Origin of the sequence: Mesorhizobium sp. M1252, assembly GCF_040318265.1 — a bacterium.
Lineage (GTDB): Bacteria > Pseudomonadota > Alphaproteobacteria > Rhizobiales > Rhizobiaceae > Mesorhizobium.
In genome coordinates, this window is sequence record NZ_JAMYLX010000002.1 from 457,606 (window position 1) to 479,561 (window position 21,956).

Consider the following 21,956-nt stretch of genomic DNA (forward strand, 5'->3'; position numbering starts at 1 on the left):
GCATGGCCAAGATCACCATACGCAACGAGATCCGCTTCATCCTCAATGGCAGGGATGTCGCGCTGTCGTCGGTGGCGCCCGACGCGACCTTGCTCGACTGGTTGCGGCTCGACCGCTCGCTGCGCGGCACCAAGGAAGGCTGCGCCGAGGGCGATTGCGGCGCCTGCACGGTGCTGGTCGGAAAATTGTCCGCCGGCAAGCTGGTTTATGAAAGCGTCAATGCCTGCATCCGCTTCCTGGGCTCGCTCGACGGCACCCATGTCGTCACCGTCGAGCATCTGCGCGGCGCGCCTGGCCAATTGCATCCGGTGCAGCAGGCGATGGTCGATTTCCACGGTTCGCAATGCGGCTTCTGCACGCCGGGCTTCGTCATGTCGCTCTACGGCCTGTGGATGAAGTCGCCGGACCCGTCGAATGCCGCGATCGAAAAGGCCTTGCAAGGCAATCTTTGCCGCTGCACCGGCTATGAGGCAATCATGCGCGCCGCGCGTGCCATCTCCAGCTACGGCAAGGCGGCGAAGGATCCGCTGGCGGCCGAGCGCAAGGCGATCACCGCCAGGCTCGAGGCTATGCATGACGGTGCCCGCGTCGAAATCGGCGCCGGCAAGCTGAGGTTGGTCGTCCCGGCCAACGCCGATGATTTCGCCGCTGTACTGGATAAGGAACCCGACGCCACTGTTGTCGCCGGCTCGACCGACGTCGGCCTGTGGGTCACCAAGCACATGCGCGACATCTCACCGGTAGTCTTCATCGGCAATCTCGAGGGGCTGTGCGCGATCTCCGAAGACAATGACGTCATCACCATCGGCGCCGGCGTTACCTACACCGACGCCTTCGCGACACTGGCCAAGCGCATCCCCGCGCTCGGGCCATTGTTCGACCGCATCGGCGGCGAACAGGTACGAAACATGGGCACCATCGGCGGCAACATCGCCAATGGCTCGCCGATCGGCGACACGCCGCCGCCCCTGATCGCGCTTGGTGCGCAACTGACGCTGCGCCGCGGCAAGAAGCGGCGCACCATCGCGCTCGAGGATTTCTTCATCGCCTATGGCAAGCAGGACCGGCAGCCAGGCGAATTCGTCGAGGCCGTGCACGTTCCCGTGCCGGCCAAGGGCACGAAGTTTGCCGTCTACAAGATCACCAAGCGCCGCGACGAGGACATCACCGCAGCCCTTGGCGCCTTTTTCCTCGACTTGGCCAAGGACGGAACCGTGGCCGATATATGCATCGCCTATGGCGGCATGGCGGCCACCCCGAAGCGGGCTTTCGGTGTCGAAAAAGCGCTGCTCGGCAAGCCGTGGACGGAGACAACGGTGGAAGCGGCCATGGCTGAATATGCCGGCGATTTCACCCCGCTGACCGATATGCGGGCATCGGCCGAGTACCGGGCGCTGGCGGCCAGGAACCTGCTGCTGCGCTTTTTTGCCGAAACCAGCGGCAGCAAGGCGCCGTTCCAGGTGTCACGCAACGAGGCGGCCTGATGAACAAGCACGCCTCTCCAGATCTCAAGGCGCAGAAGATTTCCGGTGGCGTCGCCGCCGACCAGCGCCACGATTCCGCGCACAAGCATGTCAGCGGCAGCGCGGTCTATATCGACGATATGCCGGAACCGGCGGGCATGCTGCATGGCTGCCTCGGCCTGTCCACGGCGACGCATGCGACGATCAGCAAAATGGATCTGTCGGCGGTGCGCGCGGCGCCGGGCGTCGTCGATGTGCTGACGGCCAAGGACGTTCCGGGCGAAAATGACATTTCGCCGACCGGTCGACACGACGAGCCGGTGCTGGCCGACGACAAGGTGCAGTTTTATGGTCAGCCGATCTTCTGCGTTATTGCCAAGACGCGCGAACAGGCGCGCCGCGCCACCCGGCTGGCCAAGGTCGAATACAGTCCATTGCCTTTCGTCACCGACATTGGCGATCTCGACCCCCGCAAGGACAAGCTGGTCACGCCGCCGCTCACGCTGAAGCGTGGCGATGCCGCTGCCGCGATCAAGGCGGCGCCCCGCCGGCTGAAGGGCAAGATGCGCATCGGCGGCCAAGAGCATTTCTATCTCGAAGGCCATATCGCAGTGGCCATTCCCGGCGAGGACCAGGACGTCACCATCTATTCCTCGACCCAGCATCCGAGCGAAGTCCAGCATATGGTCAGCCATGCGCTGGGCGTGCCGAGCAATGCCATCACGGTGGAAATCCGCCGTATGGGCGGTGGCTTCGGCGGGAAGGAGACGCAAGGCAACCAGTTTGCGGCATTGGCGGCGATCGCCGCCAAGAAACACCATCGCGCGGTCAAGATTCGGCCCGACCGTGACGACGACATGATTGCCACCGGCAAGCGCCATGACTTCCTCGTCGACTACGAAGTAGGTTTCGACGACGCCGGCAACATTCTTGGCGTCGACTTCATGTTCGCGGCGCGTTGCGGCTTTTCATCGGACCTGTCCGGCCCGGTCACCGACCGCGCGCTGTTCCATTGCGATAACACCTATTTCTGGCCGGCGGTGCATGCGCAATCGGCGCCGCTTTACACCAACACCGTGTCGAACACGGCGTTTCGCGGCTTCGGCGGCCCGCAAGGGATGGTCGGTGCCGAACGCGTCATCGACGAGGTTGCCTTTGCCGTCGGCAAGGACCCGCTCGAAATCCGCAAGCAGAATTTTTATGGCACCAGTGGTGATAAAGACGGGGGCCGCAACGTCACCCCGTATCACCAGACGGTCGAGGACAACATCATCCACCGCATCGTCGCCGAGCTGGAGGCGAGCGCCGACTATGCGGGGCGCCGCCGCATCATCCAGGCCTTCAACGCCAACAGCCGCTTCATCAAGCGCGGCCTGGCGCTGACGCCGGTCAAATTCGGCATCTCTTTCACGGCCACCCACTACAACCAGGCCGGCGCGCTGGTGCATGTCTACACCGACGGTTCGGTGCATCTGAATCACGGCGGCACCGAGATGGGGCAAGGCCTCTACGTCAAGGTGGCGCAGGTGGTGGCGGAAGAGTTCCAGATCGACCTCGACCAGGTCAAGATCACCGCGACGACCACCGGCAAGGTGCCGAACACTTCGGCCACCGCGGCGTCGTCCGGCACCGACCTCAACGGCATGGCGGCGCAGAACGGCGCCCGCCAGATCAAGGAACGGCTGACCGACTTCGCCGCCGAAAAATACCAGGTGCCGCGCGAGCAGGTGCTTTTCCTGCCCAACCGGGTGCGCATCGGCAATCAGGAGATCGCCTTCACCGACCTCGTCAAGCAGGCCTATATGGCCCGCATCCAACTGTCGGCGGCGGGTTTTTACAAGACGCCGAAAATCCACTGGAACCGTGACAAGGGCGAGGGCCGTCCGTTCTATTATTTCGCCTATGGCGCCTCGTGCTCGGAAGTCTCGGTCGACACGTTGACCGGCGAATATGTCGTCGAGCGCACCGACATATTGCATGACACCGGCCGCTCGCTGAACCGCGCCATCGATCTCGGCCAGATCGAGGGCGGCTTCATCCAGGGTATGGGCTGGCTGACGACGGAGGAACTGTGGTGGGACGACAAGGGCCGGCTGCGCACGCACGCGCCGTCGACCTATAAGATCCCGCTCGCGTCCGACCGGCCGAAGATATTCAACGTCACGCTGGCCGACTGGCCGGAGGCCAACGAGCCGACGGTGCACCGTTCCAAGGCGGTCGGCGAACCGCCCTTCCCGCTCGGCATGTCTGTGCTGCATGCGCTGTCGGACGCGGTGGCAAGTGTGGCCGATCATAAGGTCTGTCCGCGTCTCGACGCTCCTGCAACACCAGAACGGGTGCTGATGGCGATCGAACGGCTGAAGGGTGAAGCCAAGAATAGCGCCTGACTCTGACCTGGATTCTGGCAAAACGTGCAATTCAGACTGAAAAACCCTATATTTCCCGTACGGGAATGCGAAATATGAAGTCGAAAGTGCAAAGCCTCAGAGCTTTTCTCGCCAGCGCCGACCGGTTTGCCTTGGTCGAAGTGGCCAGTACCAAGGGCTCAACCCCGCGCGAGAAGGGCGCCTTCATGCTCGTCTCGCAGGCGGCGACTTTTGGCACCATCGGCGGCGGCCAGCTCGAATATATGGCGATCGACAAGGCCAGGCAGATGCTTTTCTCCCCCCTTGAGGGGGAGATGGCCGCAAAGCGGCCAGAGGGGGTCCTCTCAGGAGGCACCGCAAGGGCGTCGCGCACTGCCGCAGCGACCCCACCCGGCGGCTTCGCCGCCACCCTCCCCTCGAGGGGGAGGGGAACCCGTATCGAGGTCGACGAAGTCTGCGCCACGCTCGATGTGCCGCTAGGCCCCGAAATCGGCCAATGTTGCGGCGGGCGCGTCGAAGTGTTGATCAGGCTCGTCGATGCGACGCTGGCGCAAGAACTGGTGGCAGCCGCGGAAGCCGAGGAAGCCCATTTGCCACATGTCTATATCTTCGGCGGCGGCCATGTCGGCCAGGCGCTGGCCTCGACCATCGCGCTTCTTCCTGTGCATGGCGTCGTCATCGAGACACGTGCCGAAGCGTTGGAAGGCATGCCCGAGACGGTCGAGACGCGGCTGACGCCGATGCCGGAGGCCGTGATACGCAAAGCTCCCGCCGGCACCGCCTTCGCCATCCTCACCCATGATCACGCACTGGATTTCCTCATCGTCGCCGAAGCGCTGAAGCGCGATGACGCGGCCTATGTCGGCATGATCGGCTCGAAGACCAAGAAAGCGACGTTCAGGAACTGGTTCCTGAAATCGGCTGAGGGCACGGAGGCTGAGTTCGCCCGCCTCGTCTCGCCGATCGGCGGCGATGCGGTCAAGGACAAGCGCCCACCGGTCATAGCTGCGCTGGCCGCGGCCGAGATCATGACGGCGCTGGTCGCGCACGGCGCGGCACCGGCGGTAAGCCAGCAGGCGCGGCAAGGCCAAGAGGTAGCCGGCTAATCTTTTTTATCCGACCGCTTCAGGCCAAGATGATCTCGCAAGGTGCTGCCTTCGTATTCCCGACGGAACAGTCCGCGTCGCTGCAGTTCCGGCACCACCAGCGTGGCAAAGGCATCGAGTTCGCCGGGAAACCAGGACGGCATGACGTTGAAGCCGTCCGCGCCGCCGCCTTCGAACCGCGCCTGCAATTCGTCGGCGATCTGCGCCGGGGTCCCGACGATACGCCAATGGCCACGTGCGCCGGCGAAGTGGCGGGCAAGCTGGCGGATGGAAAGCCCGTCGCGGCGCGATTGCTCGACAACCAGCGCCTGCCGGCTCTTCATCCCCTCGGTCTCCGGCAGTTCCGGCATCGGCCCGTCGATCGGATAGCGCCACAGGTCCGAAATGCTGAGATAGCTGGACAGCAGCGCGACGCCAACATCGTCGGGGATCAGCGCCTGCAATTCCTCATGTTTCTCCTGCGCTTCTGCCTCGGTTTCCGCCACCACAGGCGCCACTCCAGGCATGATCTTGATGTCATCGGGTTCGCGCCCATAGGCAGCCATGCGGCCCTTGAGGTCGTCGTAAAAGGCCTTGGCTTCCGCGAGGGTCTGCGCCGCCGTGAACACCACATCGGCGGTGCGGGCGGCAAGGTCGCGGCCGACATCCGAGGCGCCGGCCTGCACCATAACAGGTGCGCCCTGCGGCGAGCGCGCCAGATCGAGCGGGTCGCGCACCGAAAAGCTCTGGCCGTCATGGCCGTGAAAGCCGCCGCCTTGCCAAAGTCCTGACACCACCTCGGCGAATTCACGCGCCCGTTCATAGCGGTCAGCATGGGGCTTGAGGCCGGTCGCGCCGAAATTGGCGGCCTCGATGGGGCTCGCCGACGTCACCAGATTCCAGCCAGCGCGGCCGCCGCTCAGCTGGTCGAGCGACAGAAAGGTCCGCGCCAGTCCGTAGGGTTCGTTGTAGCTGGTCGAGGCCGTCGAAACGAGGCCGATGCGGCTGGTCTGGACGGCGAGCGCCGAAAGCAGGCTGATCGGCTCGAAGCCGATCGAGCGCGAGGTCTGGCTGGCGATGCCGACATTGGCTTCGCGCAAGCCGGCGGCGTCCTCGCAGAACACCATGTCGAACTTCGCCGCCTCCGCCGTACGCGCCAGCTGGATGTAATGGTCGATGTCGATGCCGGCGGTGACATGCGCCTTCGGGTGGCGCCAGGCGGCGATGTGGTGGCCGGTCGCCCACAGGAAGGCGCCGAGCTTCATCTGGCGGGTCATTGGTCGCCTCTGGCAAGTCCGAGGTGCGAGCGCAGTGTCGTGCCCGAATAATCCGGCCGGACAAGAGCACGCCGCTGCAGATCCGGCAGCACGCGGCCGATGAAGCCGTCGAGCGCCGCAGTGGGCATTGCGATGTTAAACCCGTCGCAGCTTTCTGAACGGAACGACGCTTCGAGCGCGTTGGCAGCGACATCTGCGCCAACGTTCAGCAGAAGCTTGACCGCACCCGGATCGCGTCCGCAGGCGGCGATGCGGCGCTTCAGATCGTCATGGCGCGCCTTGGCGTCCTGAACCTTGTCCAGAAGGATGACATCGGCGGTACGGGCGGCGATATCCAGGTCGGCTTGCGACAGACCCGACAGCACCAGCACCGGCGTGTCCTGTGGCGAGCGCGCGACGTTCAGGGGTCCGCGCACCGAGAAAAATTCGCCCTTGTGGTCGAGCAGATGCATTTTTTCGGGGTCGTGGAAGCGGCCGCCTTCCTTGTCGAACAGCAGCGCATCCGCGTCCCAACCCTGCCACAAGCCCTGAACGATGCCGATATATTCCTCCGTGCGGCGACGGAAATCGGCATCGGAAAAACCATCCGGCCGGCTGAAATTGGCGGCGTCGCGCGGTGCCTGCGCCATGGTAGCGTGCCAGCCGGCGCGACCATGGCTGATGATATCGAGCGAGGCAAAACGGCGCGCCAGATTGTAGGGCTGGTGGGCGACGGTCGACGCTGCGGCAACGAGGCCGATCCTGCTCGTCACCGTCGCCAGCGCCGCCAGCAAGGTCGTCGCTTCGAAAGAACTCGACCCGGCGCTGTTCGGCGGGGAGTCATCGAGGATTATCATGTCCAGCCCAGCCGCTTCGGCTTGCTTGGCAAAGCCGGCCAGGTCGCTGAACGTGAGCGCCTGCCTGGAAGCAATGTTGAGCGAAACGGCGAGATGCATTGGGTTTGCTCGTCAGTCGGCGCGGGGCCATCGAGGCGGAGTATGCAAACCTAAGGTCGCCTGCGTGTAAGGCAACCCTTGCGACTGGGCCAACAGCCCATCACTTTCCAGCCAGGCTATTTGCCGGCCAGCCCCTATTTGCCGGCCAGCAAATCCTTGATCAGCCGCTGGCAACGCTCGGCCATGAAGTCGAGCAACAGCCGCACCTTCGGGTCCTGCAGCTTCTTGTGCGGATAGACGGCGGCGAACTGCACCGGCGTTGGCGGCGTGCTGGCCAGGATGACCTGCAGCCGCCGGTCGCGGATGAAGGGTTCGACCTCGAAGCGCGGCTTGTTGATGATGCCGCGGCCCGACAGCGCCCAGCCGGTCAGCACATCGCCATCGTCGGTGTCGTAGGGGCCGTGCACCTCGAATTTCTGCGGGCCGGACGGCGTCTGCAGCGTCCAGACATATTCGCGCGCCCCGGAATAGCGCAGCATCAGGCAGTCGTGCTTCTTGCCGATCAGCTCCTGTGGCTCCACCGGCTCGCCGCGCGCTTCGAGATATTTCGGTGCCGCCACCAGCACGCGTTCACATTCCATGATCCCGCGCATCCGCAGGCTGGAATCCTCGATGATGCCGAGCTTGAAGGCGACGTCGATGCCTTCCTTCATGATGTCGATATTGTGGTCGGAGAGCCTCAGCCGCACCTCGATATCGGGGTATTTGTCGTGGAAATCCGGAATGCCCGACGCCACCAGCCGCCGTCCGAGGCCGAGCGGTGCGGTCACCTTGATGGTGCCGCGCGGTTGGCCGGAAAGAGCCGAGACCGCGGCTTCCGCCTCGGTGATCGCCTCCAGCACCTGCTTGGCGCCGGAGTAGAACACCGTGCCATGCTCCGTCGGCATCAATTGCCGTGTGGTGCGGTTGAACAGCCGCACGCCGAGGTGTTTTTCCAGCTCCTTGATGCGGTTGGAGGCGACCGCCGGCGAAATGCGCATGTCGCGGCCTGCCGCCGAGAGATTACCAAGCTCGACGACGCGGACGAAGACGGCGATGTTGTCGAGATAGGCCATTCGTGGCTCTTTATGTGGCGGCGTACGTGGTCAGCCTAGTATTTTCCATTTTTTTTTGAAAGTCATCGTACACCTCGCCTCTTTTCGTTTGCGCCCGACACCGTAAAGTCAGCCGATCGGCAGGGACAATTTCAAATGATGGATTTCGCAATTTTCTGGGACTGGCTGAGTTTCGCCGTGCGCTGGCTGCACGTCGTCACCGGCATCGCCTGGATCGGCTCGTCCTTCTATTTCGTCGCGCTCGACCTTGGGCTGCGCCAGCGCCCCGGTATGCCGGCCGGCGCATTCGGCGAGGAATGGCAGGTGCATGGCGGCGGCTTCTACCACGTCCAGAAATATCTGGTGGCGCCGGCCGAAATGCCGGAACACCTGACCTGGTTCAAGTGGGAATCCTACGCCACATGGTTGTCCGGCTTCGCCATGCTGTGCGTGGTCTACTATGCCGGCGCCGATTTGTTCCTGATCGACCCCAATGTTCTGTCCATGTCGGTTCCCGTGGGCATCCTGCTGTCGATGGCGACGATCGGCGTCGGCTGGGTTGTCTACGATCTGCTCTGCCGGTCGCCGCTCGGCAAAAGTGACACCGGACTGATGCTGGTGCTCTATGGCGTGCTGGTGTTCATCGCCTGGGGGCTGACGCATCTGTTCACCGGCCGCGCCGCTTTCCTGCATCTGGGCGCCATCACCGCCACGATCATGTCGGCCAACGTCTTCATTGTGATTATTCCAAACCAGAAGATCGTCGTCGCCGACCTGATTGCCGGCCGCAAGCCCGACCCGAAATACGGCAAGATCGCCAAGCAGCGCTCGCTGCACAACAATTACCTGACGCTGCCCGTGCTGTTCCTGATGCTGTCGAACCACTATCCGCTGGCGTTTGCGACGGAGTTCAACTGGGTCATCGCCTCGCTGGTGTTCATCATCGGCGTCTTGATCCGGCACTATTTCAACACCGTGCACAAGCGTGCCGGCAATCCGCACTGGACCTGGATGGCAGCTGCCGTTCTGTTCATGATCATCATGTGGCTGTCGACAGCGCCGAAAATACTGACCGGCGAGCCCAAGGCATCCGCCGCGGCCGAAGTCTATATCGCCTCGTCGCATTTCCCGGCGGTGCGCGACACCGTGCTTGGCCGCTGCTCGATGTGCCATACGGCCGAGCCGGTCTATGAAGGCATCTACCATGCGCCGAAGGGCGTGATGCTCGACACCGACGCCGGCATTGCCGAGCATGCGCGTGAAATCTATTTGCAGGCCGGGCGCAGCCACGCCATGCCGCCCGCCAACGTCACCCAGATCAGCGACAAGGAACGGGCGCTGCTGGTCGCCTGGTTCGAAGGCGCAGGGAAATAGGGATGACCTCCACACTTCTGCGCGGCCGCACCCTAAGTTTTTTGCGCTGGCCCGAAGCCATCGACGACCATGCCGCCTGGCGCTATGAGGAGGATGGCGGCCTGCTGATCCGCGACGGCCGGATCGTTGCCGTAGGCAGCTACACGGAAGTCGAAAAGCAAGCGGGCGACGGTGCGAAAAAGATCGATCATCGGCCGCATCTGCTGCTGCCCGGCTTCATCGATGCGCATGCGCATTTTCCGCAGATGCAGGTCATTGCCTCCTACGGCGCCGAACTGCTCGACTGGCTGAACACCTACACCTTTCCCGAAGAGACCAAATTCGCCAACGCTCAGCATGGCCGCCGCATCGCTCGGCTGTTCCTGGACGAGATGGTGCGCCACGGCACGACGACGGTCGCCGCCTACTGCTCGGTGCACAAGGCGTCTGCCGAAGCGTTCTTTGCCGAATCGCATGCGCGCGGCATGCTCAACATTGCCGGCAAGGTGATGATGGACCGCAATGCGCCGGCAGGCGTGCTCGACACGCCGCAATCCGGCTATGACGATACGAAGGCGCTGATTGCGGAATGGCACGGCAAGGGCCGCCAGCTTTATGCGATCACGCCGCGCTTCGCCATCACATCCTCGCCCGAGCAGCTGGAGATGGCCGGCACGCTCTGCCGCGAAAACCCCGACCTGCACATGCAGACGCATCTGTCGGAAAACCACGCCGAAATCGCCTTCACGCAAAAACTCTATCCGCAAGCGCGCGACTACACCGATGTCTACGAGCAGTATGGCCTGCTGGGGCCAAAGAGCCTGTTCGGCCACTGCATCCATCTCTCGGAACGAGAGGCCGATGCGCTGTCGGACTCAGGCTCCGTGGCGGTGTTCTGCCCGACCTCGAACCTGTTCCTCGGCTCCGGCCTGTTCAACTACCAGCGCATTCGTCGCCGCGACAAGCCGCTCAGGATCGCTGCCGCCACCGATGTCGGCGGCGGCACCAACTATTCGATGCTGCGCACCATGGACGAGGGCTACAAGGTGATTGCGCTGAATGGCGAAAAGCTGAACCCGTTCCAGTCCTTCTGGCAATTAACACGTGGCAATGCCGAGGCGCTGTCTGTGGCGGACAAGGTCGGCACGCTGGATGAAGGCACCGACGCGGACATCACCGTGCTCGACGCCCGCGCCACGCCGGCGATGCGGCTGAGGATGGAGACTGTGGAGACGCTGGCGGAGGAGCTGTTCCTGCTGCAGACATTGGGCGACGACCGTGCCGTGCGCGAGGTCTATGTCGCGGGGCGGCCGGCCAAGATCGATATGATCGCGGGTTAGGACTCATCATCCGCGCGGGACAAGATGATGATTGCGCCTGGTTGCCAAGAAGTTCCCCCACTCCGTCGCCGCTTCGCGGCGCCAACTCTCCCCCTCCGGAGGGAGAGGAAGGAGCCTTTGCTTCGGAGGACGGGCGCCGGTTCGGACAGCTTTGCGCCCTTCCTCTACCCCGTCGATCGGGGGAGAGGTGTCGAGAGAAGCTCGACGGAGTGGGGGGCGATCCTGGCGGGGCAAGACCACCACCGCGACGAGACCTTGACCGGGCGGAGCTTGTCGTACACACGATTTGTGACGATTTCGGAGAACAAAAATGGCCGCCGCAGACGACATCGCTCTGATCCAGAAACAGGAAGAGACGCTGGTCTTCCCGGCCTTCGACGAGGCCGTCGCGTTCAAGGTCGGCGCGGCGATCCGCGAGCGGGCGCTGGCCGAAAAGCTGCCCATCATCATCGATATCAGGCTGTGGGATCGGCCGCTGTTTTATGCCGCGATGCCCGGTTCAAACGCCTCCAACCCCGACTGGGCACGACGCAAGATCAATGTGGTCAAGCGCTACCTCAGGAGCACCTATCGTCTGGTGCTGGAACAGCAGCGACCGGACCGCACCTTCAAGGTCGGCGAGGGGCTGGATATTGCTGATTACGTACTGGCCGGCGGCGGGTTTCCGGTGACTGTAAAGGGTGCCGGCGTCATCGGCGTCATCGCCGTCTCCGGCCTGCCGGAACGCCAGGATCATGGCGTCGTCGTCGATGCACTGTGCGATCATCTCGGCGTCGATCGGACACAATTGGCGCTGCCGCCGGAAGGTAAATCGTGACGTTGGCGCTGCCCCTCATCCGCCTGCCGGCACCTTCTCCCCGTATAGTGACGGGGAGAAAGGACAAGCTCGAGCGCTGGCGATCCCCTCTCCCCGTCTTTCACGGGGTGAGGGTGAGGGGCAGCGCCAACGTTTGCTCATTTTGAAAACCGCCAGTTACGGCCAAGGATAACCGTGCTCGATCCCAAATCCTTTCTCATCTCGATCTTCAATGCCGCTGTTGCCGCTGCCGATCCTGAACGGACCATCAGGGATCATCTGCCGGCCAGGCCCAAGGGCCGTACCATTGTCATTGGCGCCGGCAAGGGCTCGGCGCAGATGGCGGCCGCGTTCGAGAAGGTGTGGGATGGCCCAATCGAAGGGCTGGTCGTCACCCGCTACGGCTATGGCGCCAGATGCGAGCGCATCGAAATCATCGAGGCGGCACATCCGGTACCGGACGCTGCCGGTCTTGAGGCGTCGCGGCGCCTGCTCGAAAAGGTGCAAAGGCTGACTGCGGACGACCTGGTAGTGGCGCTGATATCGGGCGGAGGATCGGCGCTGCTGCCGTCGCCTGCCGCTGGCCTGACGCTCGCCGACGAAATCGCCGTCAACGAGGCGCTGCTCGCCTCCGGCGCGCCGATCGCGGCCATGAACACCATCCGCAAGCATGTCTCAACCATCAAGGGCGGCCGGCTGGCAGCTGCCGCCTGGCCGGCCAAACTGGTATCACTGGTTGTCTGTGACATTCCCGGCGACAACCCGGCCCTGGTGGCCTCCGGCCCGACCGTGCCCGACTCCGGCAACCGCGCCGATGCGCTGGCCTCGATAGCGGCCTATGGCATGAAGCTGCCCGACGCCGTCATGGCGCACATCAACTCGCCAGAGGCCGATGCGCCAGATACGGATGACCAGCGCTTTTCACGCAATGAAGTGCACCTGATCGCCTCGGCTGGCGTATCGCTGGAAGCGGCAGCCGCTGAGGCAAAACGGCAAAGCATCGAAGCCGTCATCCTCTCCGATTCCATCGAGGGCGAGGCGCGCGAGGTCGGTGGCGTGCATGCAGCCATTGCGCGCGAAGTGGCGACGCGCAACCGGCCGTTCCAAAAGCCGGTGCTGATCCTGTCCGGCGGCGAGACGACCGTGACTTTGCGGGCCCCTGTTGACGGAAAAAGGGGCAAGGGCGGCCGCAACTCCGAATTCCTGCTCGCCTTTGCCATCGGCATCAGCGGCGCGGAAGGTATTCATGCACTGGCCGCCGATACCGACGGCATCGATGGCTCGGAAGACAATGCCGGCGCCTTTGCCGATGGCTCGACCGTCTCGCGCATGCGTGCCGCCGGCATCGACGCCAAGGCGATGCTGGCCGGCAACAATGCCTGGACGGCGTTCAACGCGATCGGCGATCTGTTCGTGCCGGGGCCGACGGGTACGAATGTGAATGATCTGAGGGCAATCCTGATCAGTTAATTCGGCCGTGGCGGCCGAAGTTTCCAACGTTGGATTCACGACCGTGAAGCCACTCAGCTTCGTCATCCCTGGGCGAAGCAGGAGCGAAGCTCCTTGTTCCGCCCGCGGATGACGATGTCGCTGAGGCTTTCGCTCATCTCACGACCCCATCAGCCGCTTCACCTCTTTCATATCCTTTAGGAACCGCTCGCGCTCAGCCTCCTTGTCCGTCGGCTCGTGAATGCGCACGATAAAGGACGGGTGGATGGTGATGAACACGCGCAAGCCATCCTCGCGTTCGATCAACTGGCCGCGCATTTTCGTCACGGCAATGGCCTTGCCCAGCAGCGACAACGCCGCCGTTGCCCCAAGCGCCACGGCGAGGTCCGGCTTGATCAGCTCAAGCTCCCGGCCGATCCACCAGCGGCAGGCCTGGACTTCGCCGGTATTTGGCTTCGAGTGGATGCGGCGCTTGCCGCGCGGCTCGAACTTGAAGTGCTTGACGGCGTTGGTGACGTAGACTTTTTGCCGGTCGACGCCTGCGTCATCGAGAATTGCATCGAACACTTTGCCCGCTGGCCCGACAAAAGGTTTGCCGGCGAGATCTTCCTGATCGCCAGGTTGTTCGCCGACGAAGACCACTTTGGCGTCATCCGGCCCCTCGCCGAACACGGTCTGTGTCGCGTCGCGCCAGAGCGGGCAGCGACGACAACCCTTTGCAGCCTCGCGCAAATCGGAAATCGTCTTGGCATCGTCTTCATCCGGCGCCTCGGCCGGCTCGGGCTTCGGCCAATGTCTTGCCTGCAGCTTGGCGTGGTGCGGCGCCGGCGTCGTCGGTTGTCTGGCAATCATGGCTATAGCGGCCTCGTCCGCTCCTGCGATCAGATCTGGAATGAGCGAGGCCTCGGGAAGGTTCCGCCAATATTTCTTCGGCATCTCCTTCTGCATCGCCTTCACCTTGAGCCGCGCCGGGTTGAAGATGTTCTGGAAATAGGTCAGCCACAACGCCTCGGTGTCGTCCTGATCGGGTGCATCGCCCTTGGCCGCACCCGGGCCGATCGCCAGCCTTTCGCCATTCCAGTCGGCGGAGGCATAGGGCGTCAGGACGGTCCAGCGCATGCCGGTGAACCGCCGGACGAAGAAATCCGCGTTGCGCTCGACAATGAAATGCTCCGGCTCGAACCAGGCGACGTAGCGCTCGTCCTCGCCGTAGCCGATCTTCCGGAAGCGTACGAAGGCATGCATCTTATGGCTGTCGCGCCGCACCGCCTTTTCCATGGCTTCGAGCCGCCTGGTGTCGGGATCGGATGCGATCGCCAGCAGTTTCGGCTCGGTGCGCAGGCGACAAAGCATCCAGTAGAGAAAGGCAAACCGGCCGGGGTCGGAGTGGCAGAAGGCGGTTTCGGCATGGGCGATGAACTCGCGCGGGACGGTAAGCTGCGCGCCCTCTGGCACCGCCGGCAAGGCATCTCGAGGATCATTGGCGTCGGACCCGACACCCCAACTAATATCCTCAGGCCGGACCTCATTCAGCGTCAGACGCCGTGCCGCATCGCGCCAACCGGCGAAATCGGTCTGGCTCGCTAGCCGGACAGTGTATCGGGCAAGGTCGAGCTGGGCCGGCTGCATGGTCAAAACAGCGACAGTTGTTCGCAGGACTTTACGATCGTATCGCGCAGGCCTGTCTTGTCGGTGAGTCCGCCCGGCGACCAGCCTTCGGCGATGATGAAGGGCCTCAGCTTGGCGATCGAATGGCAGATCCGTCCGACATCTTCCAGCCGCATACGTCGGTGGCGGCGGGTTTCAAGGATCTTCGCCACCACCTTGGTGCCCAGACCCGGAACCCGCAGCAGCGCTTCCCGATCGGCGCGGTTGATGTCGACGGGAAACCTCGCCCGATTGCGCAAAGCCCAGGCGAGCTTGGGGTCAATGGCGAGATCGAGCATGCCGTCGCTGCTGCCGGCGAGGATTTCCGGCTGCGAAAAGCCGTAGAAGCGCATCAGCCAGTCGGCCTGATAGAGCCGGTGCTCGCGCATCAGCGGCGGTTTCTGGAGCGGCAGCGACGATGACGAATCCGGGATCGGGCTGAAGGCGGAGTAATAGACGCGCCGCAGATGGTAGCTGCCATAGAGCCGCGCACTGGAGTGCAAGATACCGTCGTCGGATGTCTTGTCGGCGCCGACGATCATCTGCGTCGACTGACCTCCGGGCGCAAAGCGTTCGCGCTTCTTGGTCCGCAACGTCGGCTCGGCCTTTTCCTCCATCTTCCGGCGCAGGTTCGCCATGGAAAGCCGGATCGTTTGCGGCTTCTTCTCCGGCGCCAGTTTCTTCACGCCCTCATCGGTCGGCAGTTCGACATTGATAGACAGCCGGTCGGCGTAGAGCCCGGCCTGCTCGACCAGTTCGGCCGAGCTTTCCGGAATGGTCTTCAGATGAATATAGCCGGAGAATTTTTCGTCCAGCCGCAGCCGCCGCGCCACCTCCACCATCTCGGCCATGGTCTCGTCCGGGGAGCGGATGACTCCTGAGGACAGGAAGAGGCCCTCGATGTAGTTGCGCCGATAAAAGTCCATGGTCAGCTTCACCACCTCGTCGATGCTAAAGCGGGCGCGGCGCACATTCGATGACGAGCGGTTCATGCAGTAGCTGCAATCGTAAATGCAGAAATTGGTGAGCAGGATTTTCAGGAGCGAAATGCAGCGGCCATCCGGCGCGTAGGAATGGCAGATGCCCATGCCTTCTGTGGAGCCGATACCGCCGGATTGGAGCGAATCCTTCTTCGCCGAGCCGGACGAAGCACAGGAGGCGTCGTATTTGGCGGCGTCAGACAGGATTGCCAGCTTTTCACGGACGGTGGGCGCGCTCATCCGTTCATGATATGTTCTTGAAGGCTGCAGCGCCACCTCATTTGATGCAGGCGGCGAAAAAGTGATCGCCGCCCGCCGTCAGGGCAATCAGAGACCGTTTCGAAATTCGCTCTGGCGAGTCATATGGTGGTGGTTTCGAGAACCGAAGCGCAGCGGACATTTGGTCCGTGAGCATCGGAAGCGCAGAAACCACCATCGATGGCCGCCGGAGTAGAATTTCGAAACGGTCTCTCAGACCTCGTGCAGGTAGAGGTGGTAGTCCAGCTCGCTCACCGTACGCGCGACGCGCAGATACTCCGACTGCTTGATCGCCACGAAGGTGCGATGCAGATCCTCGCCAAGCGCCTCTTTCAGGAAGCTCGAGGCGCGCGCCGCCTCGATCGCGGCGCGCCAGTCGACCGGCATGGTCGTGCGCGTGACAGCGGCTTCATAGCCATTCCCAGTGGTTTCAGGGCCGGGGTCGAGGCCTTCGTCCAGACCCTTGATGATGCCGGCCAGCACCGTTGCCGCGATCAGGTAGGGATTGGCGTCGACGCCCGACGGCCGGTGCTCGATGCGCCGGTTCTTGGCGTCGCCGGCCGGCACGCGCAGCGCCACCGAACGGTTGTTGACGCCCCAGGTCGGCGCCACCGGCGCATAGGACTGCGAGACGAAGCGCCGCCAGGAATTGGCGTGCGGCGCAAACACCAGCATCGATTCGGCCATGGTCTGGATCAGCCCGCCGAGCCCCTGCAGCAGCGGCAGCGACCAGCTTTCGCCGCCGGCTTCGGCAAAAACGTTGCGGCCGTTCTTGTCCTGCAGCGAAACATGGAAATGCATGCCGGAGCCGGCATATTTTTCGATCGGCTTGGCCATGAAGCAGGCGGTAACACCATGGCGGCGCGCCTGCGCCCGCACCAGCCGCTTCAACATGACGAGGTCGTCGGCCGCCCGCATGACATCCTTGCGGTAGTTCAGCGTCAGCTCGTACTGGCCGGGCGCGTATTCGGAAATCACCGTTTCGGCCGGAATGCCTTGCGCCTTAGCCGCGGCATAGATGTCGGAAAACAGCGGCTCCATGCCGTGCAGATGGTCGACGGAATAGACTTCCGTCTTGGCCGAGCGGCGGCCGTCGAGCACGGCATCCGCCGGTTTCACCTTGCCATCGGCATCGCGCTCATTGGCCAGCAGGAAAAATTCGAGTTCGAAGGCGCCGGCGGGATAGAGGCCCTTGGCCGCCAAGATGTCGACCTGCCTGGCCAGCGCCAAGCGCGGGTCCGACGACATTGGCTGTCCCTCGAGATGGTACATCGCCATCAGCAACTGGCCGCGCGGCGGGTTCGTGCCGTAAAGCGGCACCAGCGTGCCGGGAATGGGCCATGCCCTGAGATCGCCGTCTCCAGTCGTCCAGATCAGCCCGGTTTCGTGCACATCCTCGCCGGTGATGTCGAGGCCGAGGATCGAGATCGGCATGTGGCGGCCGCCCTCGAAGATGCTTTTCAGCTCATGCCGGCGCACGATCTTGCCGCGGCCGACGCCGTTGGCGTCGGTCAAGACGATATCGAAGGCTTCGATTTCGGGATGGGCGTCGAGAAAGGCTTGCGCCTCGGCGGGCGTCGAGCCCGAAGGTGAAGTCATGACTAGTGTACTCGAGTTTGGCTTGGCAGCTTGTCTCATGCCGTCAGCCTTGCCGCAACCGTGGCGAAGGCGGTGATCAGCCGGTTGACCTGGGCGCCGGTGGTGGCCGGTGAGATCAGCATCATGTTGTGAAAGGGCGCGATCAGCACGCCCTGGTTGACCAGCGCGACATGGATAGCCGCCTCAAGCTCCGGCGCATGGGCAGTCTCGGCTTCGGCGCCGTTCCTGAGCGGGCCAGGGGCGCAGATGAACTCGACGCGGGCGCCGACGCGGGCGACATGCCAGGGCAGATTGTAGCGATCGATGACGCCGGTCAGCCCGGCATCGAGCCGCAGGGCGAGGCGATCCATCCGGGCATAATTCTCCTGCGTCATCACCTCTTCGAGCGTTGCGCGCATGGCTGCGAACTGCAGCGGGTTCGCCGACAGCGTCGTGCCCATGCCGGAATAGCCCGGCTCCTTGGTTCGATTGTAGTCGGCATAGCGCGAGGCGACCTCGTCGCTCATGCCCCACACGCTTGCCGGCACGCCGCCGGCGATCGGCTTGCCCAGCACGAACAGGTCGGGCTGCAGCCCGAATTTCCTGGTGTAGCCGCCGGGTCCAGTCGAAATCGTGTGCGTCTCGTCTATCAGAAGCAGCGTTCCGGCCGCGCGCGTCAGTTTGCGCAAGGCGTCGTGAAAACCCGGATCGGGCAGCACCATGCAGGAATTGGTCAGCACCGGCTCAGCAATGACGCAGGCGACATCCTTGTCCTTGAGCGCTGCTTGCAGCGCGGCGACATCGTTGAATTCAATGACCTTCGCCGTCTTGGTCAGGTCGCGAAACTCACCCGCCAGCCCCGGCCGATTCACGGGCTTGCCGTCGACCATCCGGACCATCGTCTCGTCGACCGAGCCGTGATAGCAGCCGTTGAAGACCAGTATCTTTTCGCGGCCGGTGACGGCGCGGGCGACGCGCAGCGCGAAGCGGTTGGCGTCGGTGGCGGTGGTGGCGATCTGCCAGAACGGCAGACCGAAACGCTGTGTGAGCAGCGGCCCGATGGCCAGCGCATCTTCCGAAGGCAGCATATAGGTCAGGCCGCGCCCGGCCTGGCGGCGGATGGCGCGCGCCACCGGCGGCGGCGAATGGCCGAACATCGAGCCGGTGTCACCGAGGCAGAAATCGTCCAGCCTGTTGCCGTCGATGTCCGTGATGGCGGCGCCCTTGGCGCTTTCGACCAGGATCGGGAATGGCGTCGGCCAGTCGTTCATCCAGTGCATCGGCACACCGCCGAAGAAGCCTGGCAGGCCGTTACCGACCTTGGCCTGCGATTTCGGCCGCGCCTTGCGGAAGGTGTTCGCCTCGCTTGTCCGCAATGCAGCGATGCGGTCACGGCTGATACCGTCGATGGATGCTTTTGAACTGTTCGTGCTGTGCATGAAATCCCTCTCGGCCGGCACACTACCCAATTGGCGACGGCAACCGCAATTGGCCGTGTTGGTGCCCTGCATTGGGTCAGCAGCAAGTTCGGCAGACTTGACCTTCCGGCGCAGTCGGGCGCCAATGCGATCGGGTCTGTGGTTTGGGGAGAAAAATGCGGACGATCATCTGCGCTATTGCGCTACTCTTGTCGGCCGCTGCGGCTTCCGCATCGGGCGGCGTCTGGTGTTCCGTCGATGACAAAGCGGTGCAATTCGAGGTCGGCGCCGGGGTCACCAGAGGTATGGGCGGCCCGACCTTCAATTTTCGCGGCGATCTCGAGATACTTGGCCGGCCGGAAGGCGACAGTCTGCGCAAGACCGTCTTCGAGGATTCCGACCTCACCCAGTACTGGCTGGACGACAAGGAGTTGCGGCTGAACGTCTACCACGAGCATCAGCTCGGAGATAAATTCAACTCTGTCGAACTGACGATCCTGACCAAGACCAGTGACGAGGGCGTCTATGACGGCCGGTACACGCTTGCCGTCTACGACAACGCCGCCGACACGGAACAGGACGGCAAGCCGAAAGAATTGACCGGCAAGGTGTCGTGCGGAGCCGAATAGGTCACGCCGAGATATCGATGACGCCGCAGTCGCCGGCGGCACTGCCGAAGGCGACCCGGCGCTCTTCCTTATCCCACATCATCGCGGTGATGGCGCCCTTGCCCGGGCGGCGCAACAGCACCTCTTTGGCATCGGTAAAGCGCACCGCCATGACCATGCCGTCATCATAGCCGACGGCGACGACATCCTGGCTCGGATGGCAGGCAACCGATGTCACCATGGCGTTGCCGCGCGTGCCGAGCTCCAGCGGCGCCTTGCCCATCGGGCCGTCCTTGCCCGAAAACGGCCAGACGATCGCCGCCGGCGCGCCGGAACTCGCCAGCCATTTGCCCTTCACGCTCCACGACAGGCTTTTGACCTTGCCGGGATAGCCGGTCATGCGCATGTGCTTGCCGTCGGCGAGCTTCCAGCCATGCAGCGCGTTTTCCTGCATGGTGGTGACGAGGAAGGCGCCATCCGGCGAGAAGGTGACGCCGGTATGGGCACCGGCCCATTCCAGCTCCACCGGCTTGCCCTCGGCGGCCGGGAAATGCAGCGTCGCGCCATTGTAGCGGGCGACGCCGAAGCGTATGCCCTTGGGGGAGAAGGCCAGCCCCTCGACCGAACGCGGATGGGCAAACTCTTTGGTCTTGCCGTCGGCAAAGCGCACGAACGCAGTCTTGCCTGTGGCATAGGCGATAGCGCCTTGCGGCCCGGCGGCGACGCTGGTGATCCACTTCTTGCCGGCGCTCGCCAATTCGCCGACGGTGCCACCTGCGGTGACAGCAAAAATCTTGCCGTCCTCGCCGCCGGTGATCAGGCGGTCGTTGGCGGCGTCATGGAACGTGGAGAGCAGGCCGTCATTGGCCTGAATTGCCTTGTGGCCGTTGTCGAGCCTATGAACTGTCCCATCGGCCAGCGCAAAATGCGGCACGTTGTCGAGGAAGACGGCGGCAAGGCAGTGACCTTCCAGGTCGAGGGGAGCAACTGTGGGCATCAGGACCATTCCAATGAAGCTGTCACCACTCCCGGGAAGCCATTGAGGCGGCCAGGCCTGGCGTCAACCTTCCCCTTTGTGGGAGAAGGTGGATCGGCGCGCAGCGCCGAGACGGATGAGGGGTGTTGGACGGATCGCCGTCGGTGCCGAGCTGGAGCACCCCTCATCCGACCTCGCTTCGCGAGGCCACCTACTCCCACAAGGGGAGAAGGAAGAGCGGGCAGCGCTAGCGCCATAGAGTCCGGAAATCAAGCCGCCTGGCAGGCGTCAAAGCTCTTCTTCAGCCGTTCGGCGTCAAGCTCGCGGCCGATGAACACCAGCCGGCTCTCATGCTTTTCGCCGTCTTTCCAGGCGCGCTGGTGGTCGCCTTCGATGATCATGTGCACGCCCTGGATGACATAGCGCTCGTCGTCGCCCTTGAGCGCGATGATGCCTTTCAGCCGCAGGATGTTGGGACCTTCCATCTGAGTGATCTTCTCGATCCACGGGAAGAATTTCTTCGGGTCCATCTCGCCGCCGCGCAGCGACACCGACTGCACGGTCACGTCATGGATGTCGGAGGGATGCGCGTGATCGTGATGATGATGGTCGTGATCATGGTCGTGGTGATCGTGCCCGTCATGGTCATGGTGGTCGTGATCATGATCGTGCGCCTCGAGGAAATGTGGGTCGTTCTCCAATGCGCGCGACAGGTCGAAGGCGCCGCGGTCGAGCACTTCCGACAGCGCCACGCCGGCGCGCGTGGTGCGGTGGATCCTGGCCGCCGGGTTGATGGCGCGGATGGTGGCTTCGACCTTGGCCAGCTCTTCGGGCGTCACCAGATCGGTCTTGTTCAGCACGACAACATCGGCGAAGGCGATCTGGTCCTCGGCTTCCTTGGAATCCTTCAACCTGAGCGGCAGGTGCTTGGCGTCGACCAGGGCCACGACAGCGTCGAGCCTGGTCTTGGAGCGCACGTCGTCATCCATGAAGAAGGTTTGCGCCACCGGCACCGGATCGGCGAGGCCGGTGGTCTCGACGACGATGGCGTCGAAGCGGCCGGGACGGCGCATCAGGCCTTCGACGACGCGGATCAGGTCGCCGCGCACCGTGCAGCAGACGCAGCCATTGTTCATTTCGTAGATTTCCTCGTCGGATTCCACGATCAAATCATTGTCGATGCCGATCTCGCCGAATTCATTGACGATGACGGCATAACGCTTGCCATGGTTTTCCGACAGGATGCGGTTGAGCAGCGTCGTCTTGCCGGCGCCGAGATAGCCGGTGAGAACGGTCACGGGGATTTGCGTCTGTGCTTCGCTCATATCTTGCCTCGAAATGGCTGGGCCACGGAATTGCGGGCCGCAAGAAGGGATTGTTGGCCTGATATAGG

Annotated in this window: 17 protein-coding genes; 8 read left to right on the forward strand and 9 right to left on the reverse strand. The window is 63.5% G+C overall.

Going from position 1 to position 21,956, the window contains the following annotated elements; translation table 11 throughout:
• Positions 1 to 2: 2 nt before the first annotated feature.
• The 3 genes from xdhA (at position 3) to xdhC (ending at position 4,935) form a co-directional block, all read left to right on the forward strand.
• On the forward strand, positions 3 to 1,484 hold the full coding sequence (xdhA, locus tag NKH22_RS05675) for a xanthine dehydrogenase small subunit (protein WP_023742579.1): 1,482 nt from the start codon (positions 3 to 5) through the stop codon (positions 1,482 to 1,484).
• Complete coding sequence (gene xdhB / locus NKH22_RS05680) at positions 1,484 to 3,850, forward strand: xanthine dehydrogenase molybdopterin binding subunit (protein ID WP_023742580.1); 2,367 nt, start codon at positions 1,484 to 1,486, stop codon at positions 3,848 to 3,850. The genes xdhA and xdhB overlap by 1 nt, the downstream gene beginning before the upstream one ends.
• Before the next feature lie 74 nt (positions 3,851 to 3,924).
• A complete protein-coding gene (xdhC, locus tag NKH22_RS05685; protein WP_352909125.1) occupies positions 3,925 to 4,935 on the forward strand; it encodes a xanthine dehydrogenase accessory protein XdhC in 1,011 nt (336 codons plus the stop codon).
• Here the strand turns inward: xdhC and NKH22_RS05690 are convergent.
• The 3 genes from NKH22_RS05690 to NKH22_RS05700 form a co-directional block, all read right to left on the reverse strand.
• Positions 4,932 to 6,191, reverse strand: coding sequence for an LLM class flavin-dependent oxidoreductase (locus NKH22_RS05690; protein WP_352909127.1), 1,260 nt, complete (start codon positions 6,189 to 6,191; stop codon positions 4,932 to 4,934). The two genes, xdhC and NKH22_RS05690, sit on opposite strands and share 4 nt — an antisense overlap.
• A complete protein-coding gene (locus NKH22_RS05695) occupies positions 6,188 to 7,126 on the reverse strand; it encodes an LLM class flavin-dependent oxidoreductase (protein ID WP_352909128.1) in 939 nt (312 codons plus the stop codon). The genes NKH22_RS05690 and NKH22_RS05695 overlap by 4 nt, the downstream gene beginning before the upstream one ends.
• Before the next feature lie 134 nt (positions 7,127 to 7,260).
• Positions 7,261 to 8,181 carry a LysR family transcriptional regulator gene (locus NKH22_RS05700; RefSeq protein WP_023671373.1) on the reverse strand — a complete coding sequence of 307 codons (921 nt, stop codon included), beginning with the start codon at positions 8,179 to 8,181 and terminating at the stop codon, positions 7,261 to 7,263.
• Positions 8,182 to 8,316: 135 nt separating this feature from the next.
• Here NKH22_RS05700 and NKH22_RS05705 point away from each other — a divergent pair, with 135 nt between their 5' ends.
• The 4 genes from NKH22_RS05705 to NKH22_RS05720 all read left to right on the forward strand — a co-directional run bounded on the left by NKH22_RS05705 (position 8,317) and on the right by NKH22_RS05720 (position 13,119).
• Positions 8,317 to 9,534, forward strand: a complete 1,218-nt coding sequence (locus tag NKH22_RS05705; protein WP_352909129.1) for a urate hydroxylase PuuD — start codon at positions 8,317 to 8,319, stop codon at positions 9,532 to 9,534.
• A 2-nt stretch (positions 9,535 to 9,536) separates the two neighbouring features.
• Positions 9,537 to 10,853 carry a guanine deaminase gene (gene guaD, locus NKH22_RS05710; RefSeq protein ID WP_352496981.1) on the forward strand — a complete coding sequence of 439 codons (1,317 nt, stop codon included), beginning with the start codon at positions 9,537 to 9,539 and terminating at the stop codon, positions 10,851 to 10,853.
• Positions 10,854 to 11,163: 310 nt separating this feature from the next.
• Positions 11,164 to 11,670 carry a heme-degrading domain-containing protein gene (locus NKH22_RS05715; RefSeq protein WP_023671370.1) on the forward strand — a complete coding sequence of 169 codons (507 nt, stop codon included), beginning with the start codon at positions 11,164 to 11,166 and terminating at the stop codon, positions 11,668 to 11,670.
• A gap of 168 nt (positions 11,671 to 11,838) precedes the next feature.
• Positions 11,839 to 13,119 (forward strand): glycerate kinase type-2 family protein, encoded by a 1,281-nt coding sequence (locus NKH22_RS05720; RefSeq protein WP_352909204.1) that lies wholly within the window; start codon positions 11,839 to 11,841, stop codon positions 13,117 to 13,119.
• 138 nt (positions 13,120 to 13,257) lie between these two features.
• Here NKH22_RS05720 and NKH22_RS05725 read toward each other — a convergent pair whose 3' ends face one another.
• The 4 genes from NKH22_RS05725 to NKH22_RS05740 form a co-directional block, all read right to left on the reverse strand.
• The gene (locus NKH22_RS05725; protein ID WP_352909131.1) at positions 13,258 to 14,727 is read right to left on the reverse strand and encodes a UdgX family uracil-DNA binding protein; all 1,470 of its coding nucleotides are present in this window, start codon (positions 14,725 to 14,727) and stop codon (positions 13,258 to 13,260) included.
• A gap of 2 nt (positions 14,728 to 14,729) precedes the next feature.
• Entirely contained in the window at positions 14,730 to 15,965 is a 1,236-nt protein-coding gene (locus NKH22_RS05730) for a putative DNA modification/repair radical SAM protein (protein WP_023707780.1), read from the reverse strand.
• Positions 15,966 to 16,196: 231 nt separating this feature from the next.
• Positions 16,197 to 17,582, reverse strand: coding sequence for a glutamine synthetase family protein (locus tag NKH22_RS05735; RefSeq protein ID WP_023683505.1), 1,386 nt, complete (start codon positions 17,580 to 17,582; stop codon positions 16,197 to 16,199).
• Between the two features lie 35 nt (positions 17,583 to 17,617).
• Entirely contained in the window at positions 17,618 to 19,000 is a 1,383-nt protein-coding gene (locus NKH22_RS05740; RefSeq protein ID WP_023689247.1) for an aspartate aminotransferase family protein, read from the reverse strand.
• A gap of 155 nt (positions 19,001 to 19,155) precedes the next feature.
• Between NKH22_RS05740 and NKH22_RS05745 the strand changes: the two genes are divergently transcribed.
• Positions 19,156 to 19,608: a hypothetical protein gene (locus NKH22_RS05745; RefSeq protein WP_023683507.1), complete on the forward strand. Its 453-nt coding sequence runs from the start codon at positions 19,156 to 19,158 to the stop codon at positions 19,606 to 19,608.
• 1 nt (position 19,609) lies between these two features.
• On the opposite strand, the gene NKH22_RS05750 is transcribed toward NKH22_RS05745, so the two are convergent.
• Positions 19,610 to 20,584: a WD40 repeat domain-containing protein gene (locus NKH22_RS05750; RefSeq protein WP_023689246.1), complete on the reverse strand. Its 975-nt coding sequence runs from the start codon at positions 20,582 to 20,584 to the stop codon at positions 19,610 to 19,612.
• Positions 20,585 to 20,832: 248 nt separating this feature from the next.
• A complete protein-coding gene (locus tag NKH22_RS05755) occupies positions 20,833 to 21,888 on the reverse strand; it encodes a CobW family GTP-binding protein (protein WP_023694718.1) in 1,056 nt (351 codons plus the stop codon).
• Positions 21,889 to 21,956 lie beyond the last annotated feature (68 nt).

Bases quoted from the DNA above. Each gene is read 5' to 3' on its own strand.
- xdhC (WP_352909125.1), top strand. From the start codon at position 3,925: ATGAAGTCGAAAGTGCAAAGCCTCAGAGCTTTTCTCGCCAGCGCCGAC.
- NKH22_RS05750 (WP_023689246.1), bottom strand. From the start codon at position 20,584: ATGCCCACAGTTGCTCCCCTCGACCTGGAAGGTCACTGCCTTGCCGCC.
- NKH22_RS05725 (WP_352909131.1), bottom strand. From the start codon at position 14,727: ATGCAGCCGGCCCAGCTCGACCTTGCCCGATACACTGTCCGGCTAGCG.
- NKH22_RS05740 (WP_023689247.1), bottom strand. From the start codon at position 19,000: ATGCACAGCACGAACAGTTCAAAAGCATCCATCGACGGTATCAGCCGT.
- NKH22_RS05715 (WP_023671370.1), top strand. From the start codon at position 11,164: ATGGCCGCCGCAGACGACATCGCTCTGATCCAGAAACAGGAAGAGACG.
- NKH22_RS05690 (WP_352909127.1), bottom strand. From the start codon at position 6,191: ATGACCCGCCAGATGAAGCTCGGCGCCTTCCTGTGGGCGACCGGCCAC.
- NKH22_RS05735 (WP_023683505.1), bottom strand. From the start codon at position 17,582: ATGACTTCACCTTCGGGCTCGACGCCCGCCGAGGCGCAAGCCTTTCTC.
- guaD (WP_352496981.1), top strand. From the start codon at position 9,537: ATGACCTCCACACTTCTGCGCGGCCGCACCCTAAGTTTTTTGCGCTGG.
- NKH22_RS05745 (WP_023683507.1), top strand. From the start codon at position 19,156: ATGCGGACGATCATCTGCGCTATTGCGCTACTCTTGTCGGCCGCTGCG.
- NKH22_RS05755 (WP_023694718.1), bottom strand. From the start codon at position 21,888: ATGAGCGAAGCACAGACGCAAATCCCCGTGACCGTTCTCACCGGCTAT.
- xdhA (WP_023742579.1), top strand. From the start codon at position 3: ATGGCCAAGATCACCATACGCAACGAGATCCGCTTCATCCTCAATGGC.
- xdhB (WP_023742580.1), top strand. From the start codon at position 1,484: ATGAACAAGCACGCCTCTCCAGATCTCAAGGCGCAGAAGATTTCCGGT.
- NKH22_RS05705 (WP_352909129.1), top strand. From the start codon at position 8,317: ATGATGGATTTCGCAATTTTCTGGGACTGGCTGAGTTTCGCCGTGCGC.
- NKH22_RS05730 (WP_023707780.1), bottom strand. From the start codon at position 15,965: ATGAGCGCGCCCACCGTCCGTGAAAAGCTGGCAATCCTGTCTGACGCC.
- NKH22_RS05695 (WP_352909128.1), bottom strand. From the start codon at position 7,126: ATGCATCTCGCCGTTTCGCTCAACATTGCTTCCAGGCAGGCGCTCACG.
- NKH22_RS05700 (WP_023671373.1), bottom strand. From the start codon at position 8,181: ATGGCCTATCTCGACAACATCGCCGTCTTCGTCCGCGTCGTCGAGCTT.